General features: G+C 56.5%; 16 protein-coding genes. 12 read left to right on the forward strand and 4 right to left on the reverse strand.

Features of this window, described 5'->3' with window-relative positions; translation table 11 throughout:
* Positions 1-8 precede the first annotated feature (8 nt).
* The 8 genes from GH722_19650 (at position 9) to GH722_19685 (ending at position 8,044) form a co-directional block, all read left to right on the forward strand.
* Positions 9-968, forward strand: coding sequence for a PhnD/SsuA/transferrin family substrate-binding protein (locus tag GH722_19650; protein MRG73979.1), 960 nt, complete (start codon positions 9-11; stop codon positions 966-968).
* Positions 877-1,947, forward strand: a complete 1,071-nt coding sequence (locus GH722_19655; protein ID MRG73980.1) for a hypothetical protein — start codon at positions 877-879, stop codon at positions 1,945-1,947. Before GH722_19650 ends, GH722_19655 begins: the two co-directional genes overlap by 92 nt.
* An 80-nt stretch (positions 1,948-2,027) precedes the next feature.
* The gene (locus GH722_19660) at positions 2,028-3,191 is read left to right on the forward strand and encodes an alcohol dehydrogenase catalytic domain-containing protein (GenBank protein ID MRG73981.1); all 1,164 of its coding nucleotides are present in this window, start codon (positions 2,028-2,030) and stop codon (positions 3,189-3,191) included.
* Positions 3,192-3,230: 39 nt separating this feature from the next.
* Positions 3,231-4,157: a dihydrodipicolinate synthase family protein gene (locus GH722_19665; protein MRG73982.1), complete on the forward strand. Its 927-nt coding sequence runs from the start codon at positions 3,231-3,233 to the stop codon at positions 4,155-4,157.
* Between the two features lie 28 nt (positions 4,158-4,185).
* The gene (locus tag GH722_19670; GenBank protein MRG73983.1) at positions 4,186-4,635 is read left to right on the forward strand and encodes a hypothetical protein; all 450 of its coding nucleotides are present in this window, start codon (positions 4,186-4,188) and stop codon (positions 4,633-4,635) included.
* Positions 4,636-4,815: 180 nt separating this feature from the next.
* Positions 4,816-5,952, forward strand: coding sequence for a hypothetical protein (locus tag GH722_19675; protein MRG73984.1), 1,137 nt, complete (start codon positions 4,816-4,818; stop codon positions 5,950-5,952).
* Positions 5,953-6,005: 53 nt separating this feature from the next.
* Positions 6,006-6,551 (forward strand): hypothetical protein, encoded by a 546-nt coding sequence (locus GH722_19680; GenBank protein MRG73985.1) that lies wholly within the window; start codon positions 6,006-6,008, stop codon positions 6,549-6,551.
* Positions 6,548-8,044, forward strand: coding sequence for a transporter (locus tag GH722_19685; protein MRG73986.1), 1,497 nt, complete (start codon positions 6,548-6,550; stop codon positions 8,042-8,044). The genes GH722_19680 and GH722_19685 overlap by 4 nt, the downstream gene beginning before the upstream one ends.
* Before the next feature lie 33 nt (positions 8,045-8,077).
* On the opposite strand, the gene GH722_19690 is transcribed toward GH722_19685, so the two are convergent.
* The 3 genes from GH722_19690 to GH722_19700 form a co-directional block, all read right to left on the reverse strand.
* Positions 8,078-8,899 carry an alpha/beta fold hydrolase gene (locus GH722_19690; GenBank protein ID MRG73987.1) on the reverse strand — a complete coding sequence of 274 codons (822 nt, stop codon included), beginning with the start codon at positions 8,897-8,899 and terminating at the stop codon, positions 8,078-8,080.
* Positions 8,896-9,993: an LLM class flavin-dependent oxidoreductase gene (locus tag GH722_19695; GenBank protein ID MRG73988.1), complete on the reverse strand. Its 1,098-nt coding sequence runs from the start codon at positions 9,991-9,993 to the stop codon at positions 8,896-8,898. The genes GH722_19690 and GH722_19695 overlap by 4 nt, the downstream gene beginning before the upstream one ends.
* Before the next feature lie 159 nt (positions 9,994-10,152).
* Positions 10,153-11,094, reverse strand: a complete 942-nt coding sequence (locus GH722_19700) for a LysR family transcriptional regulator (GenBank protein MRG73989.1) — start codon at positions 11,092-11,094, stop codon at positions 10,153-10,155.
* A 126-nt stretch (positions 11,095-11,220) separates the two neighbouring features.
* Here GH722_19700 and GH722_19705 point away from each other — a divergent pair, with 126 nt between their 5' ends.
* The gene (locus GH722_19705; GenBank protein MRG73990.1) at positions 11,221-11,733 is read left to right on the forward strand and encodes a flavin reductase; all 513 of its coding nucleotides are present in this window, start codon (positions 11,221-11,223) and stop codon (positions 11,731-11,733) included.
* On the forward strand, positions 11,733-12,764 hold the full coding sequence (locus GH722_19710) for a hypothetical protein (GenBank protein ID MRG73991.1): 1,032 nt from the start codon (positions 11,733-11,735) through the stop codon (positions 12,762-12,764). Before GH722_19705 ends, GH722_19710 begins: the two co-directional genes overlap by 1 nt.
* Before the next feature lie 56 nt (positions 12,765-12,820).
* On the opposite strand, the gene GH722_19715 is transcribed toward GH722_19710, so the two are convergent.
* On the reverse strand, positions 12,821-13,903 hold the full coding sequence (locus GH722_19715; GenBank protein ID MRG73992.1) for a gfo/Idh/MocA family oxidoreductase: 1,083 nt from the start codon (positions 13,901-13,903) through the stop codon (positions 12,821-12,823).
* Positions 13,904-14,125: 222 nt separating this feature from the next.
* Between GH722_19715 and GH722_19720 the strand changes: the two genes are divergently transcribed.
* Both GH722_19720 and GH722_19725 read left to right on the forward strand, forming a co-directional pair.
* Positions 14,126-15,049 carry an AEC family transporter gene (locus tag GH722_19720; protein MRG73993.1) on the forward strand — a complete coding sequence of 308 codons (924 nt, stop codon included), beginning with the start codon at positions 14,126-14,128 and terminating at the stop codon, positions 15,047-15,049.
* A 127-nt stretch (positions 15,050-15,176) separates the two neighbouring features.
* On the forward strand, positions 15,177-16,307 hold the full coding sequence (locus GH722_19725) for a gfo/Idh/MocA family oxidoreductase (GenBank protein MRG73994.1): 1,131 nt from the start codon (positions 15,177-15,179) through the stop codon (positions 16,305-16,307).
* Positions 16,308-16,333: the final 26 nt, after the last annotated feature.

The raw sequence follows: 16,333 nt of genomic DNA on the forward strand, positions 1-16,333 counted from the left end.
AGGACGAGATGAAGACGTGGTTCAAGACAGCGAGTGTTCTCGCAATTACTGCCGTTACGGCGCTGACCTCATGGTCGGCAGCTGCCGAATACCCGGAAAAGCCGATCACCATGATCATTCCGCTGGGGGCCGGTGGTTCGCATGATCTGAATGCGCGGGTTATCAGCAGCATTCTGCCAAGCTATCTTGGTCAGCCGGTCATCGTGAAGCTGATGCCGGGCGCGGGTGGTCAGACCGGAACCGCTGCAGCATCCAAGGCCGCGGCAGATGGCTACACCCTGCTGTTCACGCATAACTATATCGATCAGTTGCAGCAGCATGTTGCAAAGCTGCCCTATGATCCGACAAAGGATTTTGTGACCGTAGCCCGCACCAACTATGCCTCGCCGTCGCTGATCGTCAAAACTGACAGCAAGTTCAAGACCTACGAAGACATCATTGCTTTTGGTAAGGCCAATCCCGGCAAACTCAGCTTTGGTCACTCCGGAAACTGGGGTGCGTTTATGGTTCCGGGGGCGATGCTGTTCAGTGCGGCGGGCGTTAACCCGCAGCTGATTCCGCACAAGGGTGGCGGCCCCGCCATGCAGGCACTGCTTGCCGGTGATGTTGATGTGTCCATGGGCTTCAATTCTTCGATCTCGGGACAGGCCGGTCAGGTGCGTCCGCTGGTCTCGGTTTCGTCTGAGCCTGTTCTGGATGGTGTCCCGACGGTCGCTGACAAAGGGATCGGGGGAGTTGCGAATTCCGGAACCATGCACCGGGTCGTGCTGGTCAATCGCGATGTTCCGGCAGATGTTCTCGCAAAACTGCGCAAGGCATTCGTGGATATGCAGCAGGACAAAACTTACAAAAATCTGCTGAATAAACTCGGCGAGAATGCAGCCTTCATGTCTGGTGAAGACTATGAGGCGGTACGTCAGGAACAGTCTGAAAAATATAAGGCGTTCACGGCGTCGCTGGCGAAATAGCATTAACAGGGGATTACGGGGTGGCCTTGAAAACGGCCGCCCCGCCCGACTGGATACGGAAGTACAAATGCGTTTGAAAATTGGCGGATATCAGAGCGAAGGTTCCGTTCACACGGCGGGTGTCAGGGCGTTCCTTGATGCTCTTGATGCTAAAGCTCAGGGGTTTGATCTGGACCTCAGTATCAATGTGACGGCTGAAGGGATCGCAGCCGGCAGTCTGTTCTCCGGTACGGAAACCGGTGATTTTGATGTCTGCTACATGGCGAGCGGCTATCTCAGTGGACGAGTGCCGTCGCTGGACCTGCTGGATGTGCCGTTTTCAGTTGTCGACAGGCTGAAAGCCTATGACGCGCTGGATGGCGATGTCGGCGAAATTCTGCGCCGCGATGTCAGGGCTGAGACCGGTCTGCATGTAATGGCGTTCTGGGACAATGGATTTCGGCATGTTTCCAACAGCGTCCGCTCTATCCGGCATCCGCGGGATTGTGACGCTCTGGTCATTCGCACGTTGAATAATCAGTCTTATATGGATTTGCTGAAGGATCTGGGTTTCCAGCCGGTCGTGACGGATGTGAAGGAACTAGTGGAAAAGGTCCGCAGCGGTGCTGTCGACGCGCAGGAAAATCCACTGACCAATCTCGTCAATTTCGGCCTGCACGAATATCACCGCCATGTCACCATGACCTCGCATATCTTTGGCGTCGTCCTGTTTGCGGCGAATGGCCGGTGGTGGGACGGATTGTCGGATGCCCAGCGCAGCCGGGTTGAAACCGCAGCCCGCAGCGCATCGGCTGTGCAGCGTCAGGCCAGCATTGATGATGACAGGAAGTTGCTGGATGTCCTGATTGATGACGGCGTCGAAGTGCTGTCCGCTGATGCGATTGATGTGCAGGCCTTTCGCGATGCAAGCGCAGCCTGTGCCGGAAATTTACGGAAGAAACTGCCTGACGATTTGTGCCAGGCCTATTTGCAGGCCTGAACGGGTCTGACCCAACGAATGATTGTGAAGAATGATTTCTTCGATATATATTATCGATAATCGAGAATATGGAGAGAGCCATGACTGACGGACCGATGGTCAAGACATCCCCGGACTACCCGCTGCCTGAGACAATGAAGGCGTGGGTTCTGGGTAATCCCGGTGAAATGATTCTGACCGAAAAACCGGTGCCGAGCCCGGGACGGGCTGAGGTTCTGGTGCGCATTGATGCAATTGCGATCTGCGCGACGGATCTGGAAATTCTGGATCATGGTGTTCCGGCAATGGTTGAAGGCGGTTTGCCGTTCAACAAGAACTTCACCTTTGGTCACGAATATATGGGAACTGTTGTGGCACTCGGGCCGGGGGTCGATGAGTTCGATATCGGCGACCGGATTACGGTCGAGATTCATGCCGGTTGCGGACAATGCAAGCGATGCCGCCAGGGCATGTACACCTCCTGCCATAATTACGGCATGAATTACGGTGATGTGGACAAGGGCCATCGTGCCAATGGTTTCACGACTGATGGTGGCTTTGCCGAATACGCCATCAACAACATCAACACCATGATCCGTGTGCCCGATGAAATGTCAGATGAAGAGGCAACGCTGGTCGTGACGGCGGGCACATCAATGTACGGCCTGACTGAACTGGGCGGGCTGGTTGCCGGTGAAAGTGTGGTTGTTACGGGGCCGGGGCCAATCGGTCTGCTGGCCGTGGGGGTCGCCCGTGCGCTGGGTGCGAACCCGGTGATCCTGACGGGAACCCGCGATGGTCGTCTGGAGATTGGCCGCAAGCTTGGTGCGACCCATACGATCAATGTACGCAACGAAAATGCTGTTGAGGCGGTGAAGCGGATCGCCGGGCCGAAAGGTGTTGATTATCTGATCGAATGCGCCGGCACGGATACCGCGATCAACGAGGCGGCCCAAATGGTAAACCGGGGCGGGAAAATCTGCCTTGCAGCCTTCCCGCACAAGCCGGTGGAAGTCGATATCGCCAAATTCGTCATTAATAACATCTACCTCTATGGCATTCGCGGTGAAGGTAAATCCGGCACCCATCGTGCGATGAGTTTCATGGCAGAAAAGCGCTTCGATGCCTCGCTCATTCACACCCATACCTTCAGTCTGGATGACCTGCCGGAAGCAATCCGTCATGCGAAAGAGCGTATCGACGATGCGATCAAGGTGGTTGTGAAAGCCCGCGGTGTGGAACGGGTGTCTCAGGCAGCCGAATGACAATTATCAGTTCAGAATATTCTTGTTGGAGATGATCTAATGACAAAAGCAATCCGCGGCATCTATGCCGCAGCCCTGACCCCGTTTACCCGCTCCGGAGATGTCGATACGGGTATGCTGAGTGCATACTGCACCTGGTTGCTGGAGCAGGGTATTGACGGGGTTGCGCCGCTCGGCACAACGGGCGAGGGAAACTCCATCAGCCTGGCAGAGCGTTGCCGGGTTCCGGCAGCCCTTGCTGCTGCAGGCATTCCGGCTGACCGGGCCATCATCGGCACCGGCTCCTGCGCATTTGCGGATGCGGTGAAGGCGACAAAATCGGCGCTGGATGCGGGCTATAACAATGTGCTGGTACTGCCGCCATTCTATTTCAAGAACGCAACTGATGACGGGGTCTATGCCTATTATGCCCGTCTGATCGAGACGATCGCCGATGACCGGTTGCGGGTCTATCTGTATCACTTCCCACAGATGTCGATGACACCGTTCAGCGTCGGTCTGGTTCAGCGCCTGAAAGCCGGTTTCGGGCCGGTTATTGCGGGCCTGAAAGACAGCTCCGGTGATCTCAGCGCCTCAATCGCCTTTGCTGCCGCCACAGAAGACTTTGACGTTTATCCGAGTAACGAAGGTGTCTATGTCGATGCGGTCAAGGCGGGTTGCGCCGGGGTGATATCGGCTACGACCAATGCATCGGCGGGCTATGTCTCAAAGGCAAAGGCAGGGGACGAAACAGCTGCGCTGGCCGCTCAGGAAAAACTGGCGGCTGTTCGCAAGGAAATCGCCAGATATCCGCTGAGTGCAGCTCTGAAAGAGATCCAGATTGTCCGTTCCGGTGACGATGCATGGCGTGAAATTCTGCCACCGCAAGTGGCGCTGGATGAGCAGTCTCGCCGCGGACTGCTGAATGCACTGGCGGATCTGTCGGATGTGGTCGGCATCCCGGCCCTTAACGACAAAGCCGCCTGATAACGCCCAGTCTGAAAGGAGAAAGACAATGCCTGAACCTGTACTTGTAGAACCGGCCAGCCCTGGTCCCAACCCGCGCGCCCACTGGCCGGTCGAATTGCAGCAGGAGTTTCTGGAGAATGCAGAAAATCCCTGCGTCGGAAATATACTGGTCTCTGAAACAGATGAACTCCGGGTCTGGCATTTCACGCTGCCAAAGGGGGAGCGCTATACCTTTCACTGTCATGTCCTGAATTACTTCTGGACCTGCCACACGAACGGGATTGCCCGGGGCTGGTACGATGACGGCCGGATTCAGGACGTGCATCACTATGCCGGCGAGACCAAGCATTTCGTGTTCGGAAAAGGTGAGCGGTTTGTCCATTCCGTTGGCAATGTCGGGGATACGGACTTGCTGTTCACAACGGTGGAATTCAAGAACAGCGCAAACACACCGCTGGTCGTGCCGGAATCTGTGCGGCTGATACGACCCAGTTGAGTAACCGGACACTGGCTTTGTAACAGTCAGCAACAATACTGATAAAGGCTATCAGCAAAATTGACTCATTAAAGTGAAGGCCGGATTGCATACTCAAAGACCCGTGAACTGCAAAATACCATTCTAATAATCAAAAAATAAATGTGCAGTTCTTAATCAGAGAACAGAGGAGACGTCGATATGGGAGACGGGAATTCAAAGCTCACAAAAGTAACGGCTGATACTGGCATGATGACAGGTCGCCGGACATTCATGGCGGGTATGGCTGCGGCAGGTGCTGTTGCGATGACCATCGGCCCGGGTCGGGCAAATGCTGCAAACTGGCCATCACAGCCGATCACACTGGTGGTCATGTATGGCGCAGGAGGTGGCACGGACACGGTTCTGCGAACCCTCGCCGGGGAAATGGCGAAGTCCAAGGGATGGACAATCAATGTCATCAACAAGCCGGGGGCCGTTGGTGCCGTGGCAACGGAGTTTGTCGCCGGAAAACCGGGTGATGGTCACTGGCTGCTCGGGGCAGCGAACTACAACAAGTTCGTCCGCGTTATGGGTCATACCAATGAGAAGCCGTGGGAGAACTGGACCTATTTCCAGGCAGCCAATGCGGTTGCGTCCTGGTCCGTACCGGTCGATTCACCTTTCAAGACACTTGATGACCTGATCGCCCACGCCAAGAAGAATCCGGGCAAGCTGGCTATTTCAACCTCCGGAACCGGTGGTATCTGGCACGAACTTGCCCTGATCGTCGCTGACGCTGCGGGTATTGATATCGGGTTTGTACCTTACAAGGGGGGCAAGGCCGCAACGCTGGCTGGTCTGCAGGGTGAAGTGGATATCGCCGGTGGCGGCGTGCATGAGCATGTCGACCTGATCCGGGCTGGCAAGCTGCGTTGCCTGCAACAGACCTCGGATAAGGACATTACGCTGGCTGACGGTACGGTGCTGCCGACCGTCGGGAAAATGTTGCCCGACCTGGCTTCCCTGCTGCCAATCGGACCTCAGTATAATCTGGTGATGAAGCGGGATACGCCGGTTGAGGTCTTGCGGGAGATCAAGGAAGCTTTTGTTGCGGCCGTGGAATCTGACGCCTTCATGAAGATCGCGGAAAGCCAGTATTTCACGATTGATGTGCGCACGGGGGATGCTGCCGACAAACGCGCGGCTCAGCTGGAAGCACTGACGGCGGCGACCTTCCGTAAATATTCGGGTCAGATCAAGGGGACGGTCAAGTCACCCGCAGAACTCGGACTCCCTGAGCCGAAGGATTTTGACAAATGGTGGCCACCCCAAGGTTACAGCAAGCTCGACGTTTAACGGCCTGCGTTCTTCGGAGCGCATGAAATCCACAGAGCGGAGTTTGTACGTCAATGTCTGACGGAACTTTCCGCGGCGAGGACGAGAATGCGGGTGCTGCGCATCCGGCACTCGACCTTGTCGCGGGTCTTTTTCTACTTGCAATCGGACTCTGGTTTGCTGCGATGTCCCTCGCGCTGCCAGTCCCCGGCGGTATCTTATCGGCACCGGGGTTGCTGCCGTTCCTGACGGCAGCAAGTCTTGGGGGCATGGCCGTGATTCTCGCAATTTCCGGCATTCGGGGAATACGTATGTCGCCGCGACTTGATCTGGTCCGGACGTTATTCGATCCGGAAAGTCAGCGACGGACGATGCTGATTCTGACGGTGATCGTCTATGTGGCTGCGCTGGATACGCTTTCCTTCGAGCACTACCTGGCAGTCGGTAGCCTGTCCGTACCTGTCGGAAGTTTTGAACCAGTCACCATCGTTGCCCTGACGGCGCTGCTGCGGCTGTTCTGGACACCGCGGCTTGCCCATTGCCTGCTGGTTTCGCTGGTCTGGACCCTGATTCTGGCCTTCACGTTCCGTGGTGTCTTCAAGATACCGATGCCCGGGTGACGATGATGATTGATGCCTTTCTTATTCTGCTGTCGCCTTATCTGATGATGCTGACACTGGCCGGTGTTGTGCTGGGTATCATCTGGGGTGCCCTGCCCGGACTGTCGACGACCATGGCAATGGCGCTGCTGATCGGCCTGTCAGCGACCATGGAACAGAATTCCGGTCTTTGTTTCATGCTGGGTGTCTATACGGGATCGGTGTTCGGCGGGGCAATTTCAGCCGTTCTGATTAATATTCCGGGCACGCCCGATGCCGTTCCCACGATGATCGAGGGGCATGCTCTCGCCAAAAAGGGTGAGGGTGGGCAGGCGCTTGGAATGGCAATTGCCGCGTCTTTTGTTGGTAACTGGATTGGCATATTGCTGCTGGTCACCTTCATTCCGGCCTTGCTGACTTTTGCCCTGAATTTCAAGTCCTGGGAAATGTTCATGCTGGCGATGATCGGCGTGACCATCTGTGGATCGATGGCGGCAGGTGCCATGCCCCTGAAAGGCTGGATCGCTGGCTGGATTGGCTTGCTGGTTGCCTTTATCGGGCTGGATCTGATCCACGGGGTGCCCCGTTTTACGTTCGGTGTCCGGGGACTGGAAGATGGTCTCAGCTATGTTGCGGTTCTGATCGGTGTGTTTGGTATTACCGAAGTCCTGAAGGCATTGCCACAGGGCGGACAGTCGGCAATTCCCGAAGATTGCGGGCGGGTTATTCCGCCTTTTCGTAAACTCCTACGCCATATCAAGGCAGCCATCCGGTCGGGGCTTATCGGCACCTTTGTCGGTGCAATTCCGGGTGCCGGGGCCAATGTTGCCTCGTTCTTTGCCTATGATATCGGGCGCCGGCGGGCAAAGCCGGAAGAACAGAAGAAGTGGGGTAAGGGCAGCTACGAAGCCATCGTCTGTGCGGAAACCTCGAACAATGCGAATATCGGTGGCTCGATGCTGCCGACCCTGACCCTGGGCATTCCCGGTAATGCTCCGGCGGCGGCCCTGATAGCGGCATTGCAGCTGAAAAACGTAGTGGTTGGACCGACCATCGAAGTCGATCATCCCGGTCTCATCTATTTCATCTATGCGGCACTGATTGTCGCCAACCTGATGATGTATGCGGCGGCGATTGCCCTTATCAAACCCTGTGTGAAGCTGTTCAGTCTGCCACGCGGCCTGCTGATGCCGCTGATCATTCCGGTCTGCATTATCGGCGCCTATGCGGTCCGGCTGTCGATGTTTGATACCTGGGTGATGCTGGGGGCCGGTCTGTTCGGCTACCTGCTGGTTGCCTTTCGTTTCCCTGTCGCCCCCATTGTGCTCGGCGTCATTCTGGCACCACTCGCAGACGAGAACCTGCGCCGGGCTCTGATGATATTCGAACGCAAGGGCCTTGAATATGCCCTGACACAGCATATCGGAAACCTGCTGCTGGTGGCGGTTCTGTTTGTCATAGGGGAGGGACTTTATCGGGGCTGGAAAAACCAGCGCCGCGACACAGCAGGCTGACCTGGTCTGCGTCGCGGCTTCGATGCGGGGATGTCAGTCTGCGTTAAGGAAGGATGAGACGGCTTTGCTGAACGCGGCAGGCTGTTCGATGTTTGAAAGATGTGCCGCTTCCCGGATGATGACAAGACTCCCATCAGGTGTCTTGTCGGCCATGTCCTGCATGACAGCGATCGGTGCGGCCGGATCTTCTTCCCCGACGACGTAGAGTGTCGGGCAGCGGATATCACTGAGATGCGGTAACAGATCTAGCGACTGCAGGCAGCGGGCCGCGAGTTCATATCCCGCATCCGGGGTCTTGCTGATCATGTCGCGTACCAGATCAAGCGTTGCGGCATTCACCGGGTCATCACGAAATGAGGCGGTGAACCAGCGTTCCATCGTCGGCTCGCAAAGCGGCCCGATACCGCCTTCATGCAGCCGGGCGATATTACCGTCCCAGATTGCCCGATACATGTCCGGTGCGTCAGCCCGGGCATCGCAGCAGACAAGTCGCCGAATGCGATCCGGTGCCAGCAGTGCGGTTGCAAGGCCGGTCATTCCGCCCATGGAAATACCGGCCATGTCGGCGGTCCGGATATCCAGACTGTCCATCAGCTGAACAACGTCACTGGCCAGCGTCGTAAAGCTGAAACCCGTCGGAGACAGCCCGCTGCTGCCATGACCACGGCTGTCGTAACGCAAGACGCGATGGCTGGACGTAAACAGATCCAGTTGTGGACCCCACATGCGAATGTCTGTTGCGAGGGAATTGGACAGGATCAGCCAGGGCGCGTTCTCCGGGCCATCAATCCGGTAGTAAAGGCTCACGCCATCTGTGGTGCTGACGGTTCCGGTATTGGATGTGCTCTGGCTCATGCTGCCTCTGCCTTCAGGGCGTCATTGATTTTCGGCATGACCTTTTCAGCCATCAGGATCATTGAGTTGCGACCAAGATCGTAGTCCGTCCAGTCGTGCCCGGCATAAACCAGATGTCCGAAGTCGCCGGTTTCCTCACGGAAGGCGAGCACCTGATCTGCGACGCTGGAGGGATCACCGTGGATTACCAGCTTATCCAGTACGTAATCCAGAGTGACTTCGTCATCCGGCATTTCCTGGTCCTGCTTGAACAGATTCAGCCGTCCTCCTTTGCGCATCTTCGTCAGCAGCTGTGAATAATACAGGTGATAGGGGCTGCCGGGCTCACGGGCGTAGCGTTTTGCTGTCGCCATGTCCTCGGCAACACAGATATTCTTCGCAATACGCCAGTTTGCCGGATCGGCTTTCCGTCCGCCGATCTCGCATCCCTCAACATATTTTGGCCAGTGGGTGGCAACCCATTTCGGCAGGAGGAAGTTGCCGGATATCGCTTCCCAGCCACGAGCTGCCATTGCCGTGATGCCCTTCGAGAAGGGGGCGACGACTGTGCCGACGATTGGCGGATGCGGAGCCTGAAACGGTTTCGGGATTTCGCCCTGTCCGATCTCGGGGATCATGGTTTTCCCGGTTGTGACCGAGAAAAACTCGCCCTTCAGATCATAGGGTGGCTGCCCCTTCCAGATATCGAGGACCATGTTGATGCATTCGAGGAACATGGCATTCCGATCCTTGTCGAGATTGCCATAGGCTTCAGCATCGGACATCAGTCCGCCGGGGGAAATACCGAAATTCAGCCGGCCTTCTAGCATATGATCCAGCATGGCAACTTCCGCGGCTACCCTGACGGGGTGTGAATTCGGCATGTTGATGGTGCCGGTACCGAGACGGATCGATTTGGTCTCGTAGGCAACGCTGGCCAGAAACGCGACGGTGGAGGTGATGATTTCCGCCTGATCTGTGGAATGCTCACCGCAATAGGCTTCGGCATATCCCAGTCTGTCAGCGAGGATGAAAGCTTCCCTGTCCTCTTTCAGGCTCTGGGCTATCGGTTTTCCCAGGGGGTGAATAGGCATTGTAAAGAAAGACAGTTCCATCACGATTGACCTCGTCCGTTGATCCATTCAATGGACATTTATCGCGCAGTGATCTGTGTCGGCGTTAATGATTGTTTGTTATGCCGCTTATCAGCTTTTCAAATGGAAACCCTATGCCGGTTATATGTCTGCTGCATGGGGGTGACCGAAACGCCAGGGTCAGACTTGTGCTGATTGCTTCTTTGCTACGGCAGGTGAAGCGCCGCTTTCAATGGCCTTGTCGAGGACTTCCAGCAGCAGGTCATAGAAAGCCTGTGCTGCAAAGTTAAGGGGTTCGGCGCTGTGCTCGATACGAAGATACTGAACAGGAAGATCCGGCCCGGTGATGGGGGCAATCTTTCGCAGCCCTTCCCTGCGGTCCGGCGTACAGAGAATGCCGGGCAGGATCGTAATCCAGTCGGAATTGGCGACCAGGTCAAGGGTGCCGAACATGGCATCCAGTTCCAGTATCCGGTCGACCTCAATACCGTGGGTGGCAAGATAGGTGTCGATCATGACACGACGGGCATTGTTCCGGCTGGGAAGCACCAGTTTCGGGATTTCCAGTTTCCTGAGATTGGCAGTCTTCCCCGGATTGAAGTCACTGTTGGCGGACCAGACGAGATATTCACGGTCGGTTCGCATGGCAGTGACGGTCAGGCTGTCGTTTGATGCTGAATAGGGGACGACGGCAAAATCCAGTTCGCCATCAACCACCTGCCGCGACAGCTGCCCTGAATAGGCTTCGGTAATGGAGACCTGCACGTTTGGAAACTGTTCCGAAAATTCAATCAGTGTCGGGCTGAGAATGGCGCGGGTGAAGGTGGGCATCAGTCCGATGCGGATATGGCCGGTTACGCTTCCCGACAATTCCCGGAGGGTGTTTTCGGCATGGACGGCTGAACGCAGGGCGCGCAGGGCAACATCATAAAACCGCTTGCCGGCTTCGGTCGGGACAACGCCGGTTGAGCTGCGTTCGAGCAACTCGACACCATAGCGGTCTTCCAGCCAGCGGATGTGCATCGACAGACCTGACTGTGTCGCGCCGACACGTTTGGCACCCGCTGAAAATGAACCCTCTTCGTAAACGGCGATGTAATGCCGGAGATGTAATAACTTCATGGTCTGCCCTGTTTCAGGGAAACATGACCATCAGGTTTTCTGATGTCAAATATATTTTATTATTAATACTTTAGGGGAGAGGCAGCAGGTATATCTGGTTTCGGTCAGCCCGTTGGGGAGAGAGAAATGCAGTGCTTTGATGCCACCCGGAATTCCGCGCCGTTCGATCAGGATGAGCTCAGGCAGACTTTCGGCTGTTTTGCCACCGGCGTTACGGTGGTGACGACGCTGGGTACGGACGGTTTGCCGGTCGGTCTGGTCGTGAATTCCTTTTCATCGGTGTCACTCGACCCGCCACAGATATTGTGGAGTATCGGACTGGCAGCGCCGTCGCGCCCGGCCTTTACCTCGCATACGGCATTTGCTGTGAATATCATGCCGGTGGAAGCCAAGGACGAGACGATGCAGTTCGCCCGGCCGTCTGATGACAAGTTCTCCGGGGTCAGCTGGGAGGCTGGTTTCCACGGGGTGCCGGTACTGAAAAGTGCGATTGCCACGCTGGAATGTGAAACCGCCCGCCGGATCGAAAGTGGCGATCATGAGATTTATATTGGCGATGTCCGGGCGATCAGTCGCACTGATGGCATACCGCTTATCTTTCATCGCGGCAGGTTTGCCGATCTGGGACAGGTTATCTGATGTCTGAAAATTCGACGACTATTGCCCCCTTCACACTGGCTATTGCCGGGTTTGGCTGGTGGGGGCGTCATATTGCCAACCGGCTGACGGGCCATCCCTATATCCGGGTTACAGGGATCATTGATCCGAACCCGGAACAGCGGGCGGCAATTCAGGCAGCAGGGCATGCCGCCTTTGCGACGCTTGATGAGGTGCTGGAAAACCCGGCCATCGACGCGGTGGTGCTGACCACGCCGAACCCGCTGCATGAAGAACAGGTCACGGCCTGTGCGCGGGCCGGAAAGCATGTTTATTGCGAGAAGCCGCTGGGCCTGACCGCGGCCAGCGCCAGACGTTCTGTCGAGGCAACCGTTGCTGCGGGTGTCCAGCTTGGGATCGGACATGAGCGGCGGTTTGAGCCGGCGATGATGGCCCTCAAGGCGGATATCGTCGCCAATGGTCTGGGTACGGTCATGCATGCGGAGTCAGCCTTCTCGCATGACAAGCTGATCGGTGTCCCGAAAGATGACTGGCGGACGAAGCCCGAGATTTCACCGGCTGCAGGCATGACGGCGATGGGCATCCATCTGACCGATCTGCTGATCTGGTTCTTTGGTCCTGTCGAGACCGTTCAGGCCATGACGGCCAGCCGGTCGCTTGGCTGGGAAACCGGTGATGTCGTAACCGTTCAGCTTGGCTTTGAAGCGGGGATGACAGCGACATTGTCGGCCGTCCTGCATACGCCCCACTTCATTCGGATGCATGTCTTTGGTACCGATAAATGGGTTGAGGTTCGCAACCACTCACATCCGGATACGCCGGGTGGTGAAGTCGCCTATGTAGAAGCGGTCACCGGCAAGCCGCACCAGACAAACATGATCGAATGGACGGATGCGGTCGTCGCCAATCTGGAAGCCTTCTGCGCAGCGTCACAAAAGCGCGCAGACTATCCGTTCACGCCGTTTGAAATGCTGCATAATATCGAAGTTCTCGAAGCCATCACACGATCAGCTGCCGACCGCAGAACCGTTGCCATCAGTGAGTTACGCTGAGGCTGTTCTGAGGTTGCAGCAGATCTGACAGGCGGTAACAGACCGGACAGGCTGTCTCAGCGTTTCCGGTTTGCGGCCTTCAGATCGGCCAGTTGGGCGAGGGTCCGGTTCGACAGGGGCAGGTCAACAGGCTCTCCGGTGTCGGCAGAAACATCGGCGGCGCAGTATGATTCCATGACCATGCGGGCATGTTCGGGGGAGACCATTACCGGACGGTCCAGCAGGACAGATTCCAGGAAATGAATTGTCTCCGGCCCCATCTGACCGGCAAAGACATGGTCAACCTGTTCGCCGGGCATGGTCGACATCGGATACTGGGTGCCGCCGGAAACCGTATTCAGCCAGTTGTCCCGCGATGTGTCATCCAGCATCAGCGAACCCTCGGTGCCGGTGATCTCGATCCAGGTGCCGCAATAGTTCGGATAGCTTGGGGGCAGGTTCCAGCCGCCGCCAATGACCACCAGCGTGCCATCATCCATGGTCACGGTTGTCCACATGCAGTCGTAGGATCCGTTCAACTCCTTCATGTAGCCATAGGCGCCCTGCGAATAAATTTTCACCGGTTTGGCGGGTTCCAGCAGCCAGAAGACGAAATCCAGATCATGCGTGGATTCCATGGCTGCCGGTGACAGCTTGACCCGGTTGGCGATTTTCTTGCCGAGATTGCGCGACAGGTGACGGCTGACCATCACATTGACCACCTTGCCGAGCGTCCCGTCTGCGATGGATTTCTTGGCATAGGCGATTTTGGTGTTGAAGCGCTGGGAATAGCCGATGGTGAATTTCAGATGCTTCTCGCGGGCGATGGAAATCAGTTCGTCGGCCTCGATAAACTCCATTGCGATGGGCTTTTCGAGCAGCACATGTTTGCCCGCTTTCAGGCAGTCACGGGCAATCGGATAATGCGTATCTTCCGGTGTGGTGGAGATATAAACCACCTCAATGGCCGGGTTGTTCACAATGTCCTTATAGTCGAGAGTTGCGGTCGCCGGGTTGGTCAGCGCGGCGACTTCCGCCAGTCTTTCAGGTTTGATCTCACAAATATGAAGCTTGTCGACCAGTGCTGTTTTCGAAAGTGTTTCGGCGCGGATGCCGCCACACCAGCCGGTACCGATCACTGCTGCTTCAATCTGTCGCATTTTATTTTCCCGTATTGCCGTCATCATCGGATATATGAATTGGTGGATATTATGCCGGGCAGCAGGCTGATGGCAGTTATGTTTACTGATGCTGCATATCAGCACATATTCTAGCTGTTGCCGCTGGCTTCACGTTACCGCCGGGAATGGCCATGGTAGCCTGTGGTATTGGGTTTCAGCGTCACGCCGGGAGGCGGGTAAAACGCACTCCGGGGGACGGTCTTGTTTGAAGAAATCGCCTTTGTCATTGTGCCGGTACTTCTTATGGCGGGTGTCGGATATGCGATCAGCCGCAGCAGTCTCGACATCGACAGCGAATCGCTTGGCCGTCTTGTTGTCATGGTTGGCACGCCTTCGCTTGTTTTCTCGACCCTGACATCTCCGGACCTGCCGGAACTCTCACTCAGCGGAACGGTTCAGGCAGCACTTCTGGTGACAGTTTGCGCCGGGTCTCTGAGTGCCGGGTTTCTGTTGCTGACCCGACAGCCCATCCGCTCCTTCCTGCCCAGTCTGACCCTGCCAAATTCCGGAAATGTCGGATTGCCGGTTGTGTTGCTGGCCTTTGGTCAGCAGGGTCTGGCCATTGGTGTGGCCTTCTTCTTCGTGATCGCGCTGCTGCAATACAGTTTCGTGCCGGCTATCATGGATGGTCGCTTCAGCCTGACCCGAATTCTCAAGGAACCGCTGGTTTACGCATTGCTTGCGGTATTTTTGTTCCGGCTGACAGATACAACGCCGCATCCGATCATCCTGCAGACGACGGAACTGCTGGGTGGCATGATGATTCCCGTCATGGTCATCCTGCTGGGCTATTCGCTGGGGCAGTTGCAGGTCTCCGACCTCCGGCTGTCGCTGATCCTGGCGCTGGCAAGAATTGTCATCGGTACAACCAGCGGGCTGCTGGTAATCTGGTTGCTGGGACTGCAGGGAGTTGAGGCCGGGAGTGTTTTCCTGATGGCGTCAATGCCCTGTGCCATGGTGATCTATCTGTTTGCACTGCGCTATAACCGGGCGCCAAGGCGGGTCGCCGGACTGGTCGTTGTCTCCACGCTGATGACCTTTTCCGTTCTGCCTGTCCTGTTGTGGATCGGAATTGCGATCAGCAAGGGCAGTTTACCGTTTTTCAGCTTTCTGGGCGGGGCCTGAGACAGGTCCGGCATTCAGCTTATCGGATGCCGTTTATCAGTTCTTGTAATACCGCCGACCGGACCGGGCGCGATAGATTGTTCTCAACAATCAAATCAGACGTTCATTTTCGGAGGAAGCGGACATCATGCCGCATAAAGTTGGAGAGCAGATCGGACTGGCTATCATCGGATGTGGCACCATCGGCCGCATCAGGGCTGAATTCGCCCGCGCCTATCCGGGGGTTGGCTGGATCGGGCTGTGCGATCTGAAATCTGATCTCGGGCGGAAGCTGGAGAATGATGTAAAGGCCGACTTCTTCACTACCGATTACAAGGAACTTCTGGCGCGGCCTGAAGTGACTGCCGTGATCGTCGCGACCGATGAAAATTTCCACGCCGGGCCGACAATGCTGGCTGCTGAAAAGGGCCATGACCTGTTCATCGAAAAGCCGCTGGCAACCGATGCACGGGAGTCCGCCCAGATTCTGAAAGCCATTCAGGATGCTGGTGTTGATGCAGTTGTTGGCTACACCCAGCGTTTTCGCCGTCGTTTCCTCGCCATCAAGGAAAAGCTGATCACCGGCCAGATCGGCGATGTGCATTCTGTCGTCACCCGGGCTTTCATGAACCGGATGGTGCCCATTGCCACGGTCCGCCGTACGCAGGACAGGGCTACCCTGACACCGATGGTGGTGTCGGGGACGCATAGTCTGGATATGTCGCTCTGGCTGATGGAAGGCAAGACACCTGTTTCGGTTTATGCCCGTTCTACGGATAAGGTGCTCGGGGAGTGGGGGACAAAGGATTCGACCTTCGGCGTCTTCACAATGGATGACGGCACAATCTGGTCGATGAATATCTGCTGGGCCCTGCCTGAGGTCTGGCCGGGGGCTGTCTATGGAATTGAGATCGGTATTGTCGGCACCGAAGGCGTCATTGATGTCGAAGATACCCATCGCGACCTGGTGCTGGCCAGCAATGTGGCTCAGGGCGGGGGATATGTGCCCGACGGCTATTCTCCGCCGCCGCGCCATGTCGACTTCCTGACCAGCTATCCGCCGGGCGATCTGCATGACGGCCAGTTATGGGGGCCAATGCGGGAAGAAACCAACGCCTGGTATCAGCGGCTTTATACCGGACAGCGGACACCGCATGCGACCGCAGTCGATGGTCACCGGAACCTGCTGCTGACCATGGCGATGGATTTGTCGGCAAAACGGGGCGAAGCAGTCAGCCTGCCGCCAGATCCGGAAGAGCTGATGCGCGATCTGGTGTGATGTCGCGGGCGGTGTGATTGCCTGTC

The sequence above is a fragment of the Alphaproteobacteria bacterium HT1-32 genome (assembly GCA_009649675.1).
Lineage (GTDB): Bacteria > Pseudomonadota > Alphaproteobacteria > Rhodospirillales > HT1-32 > HT1-32.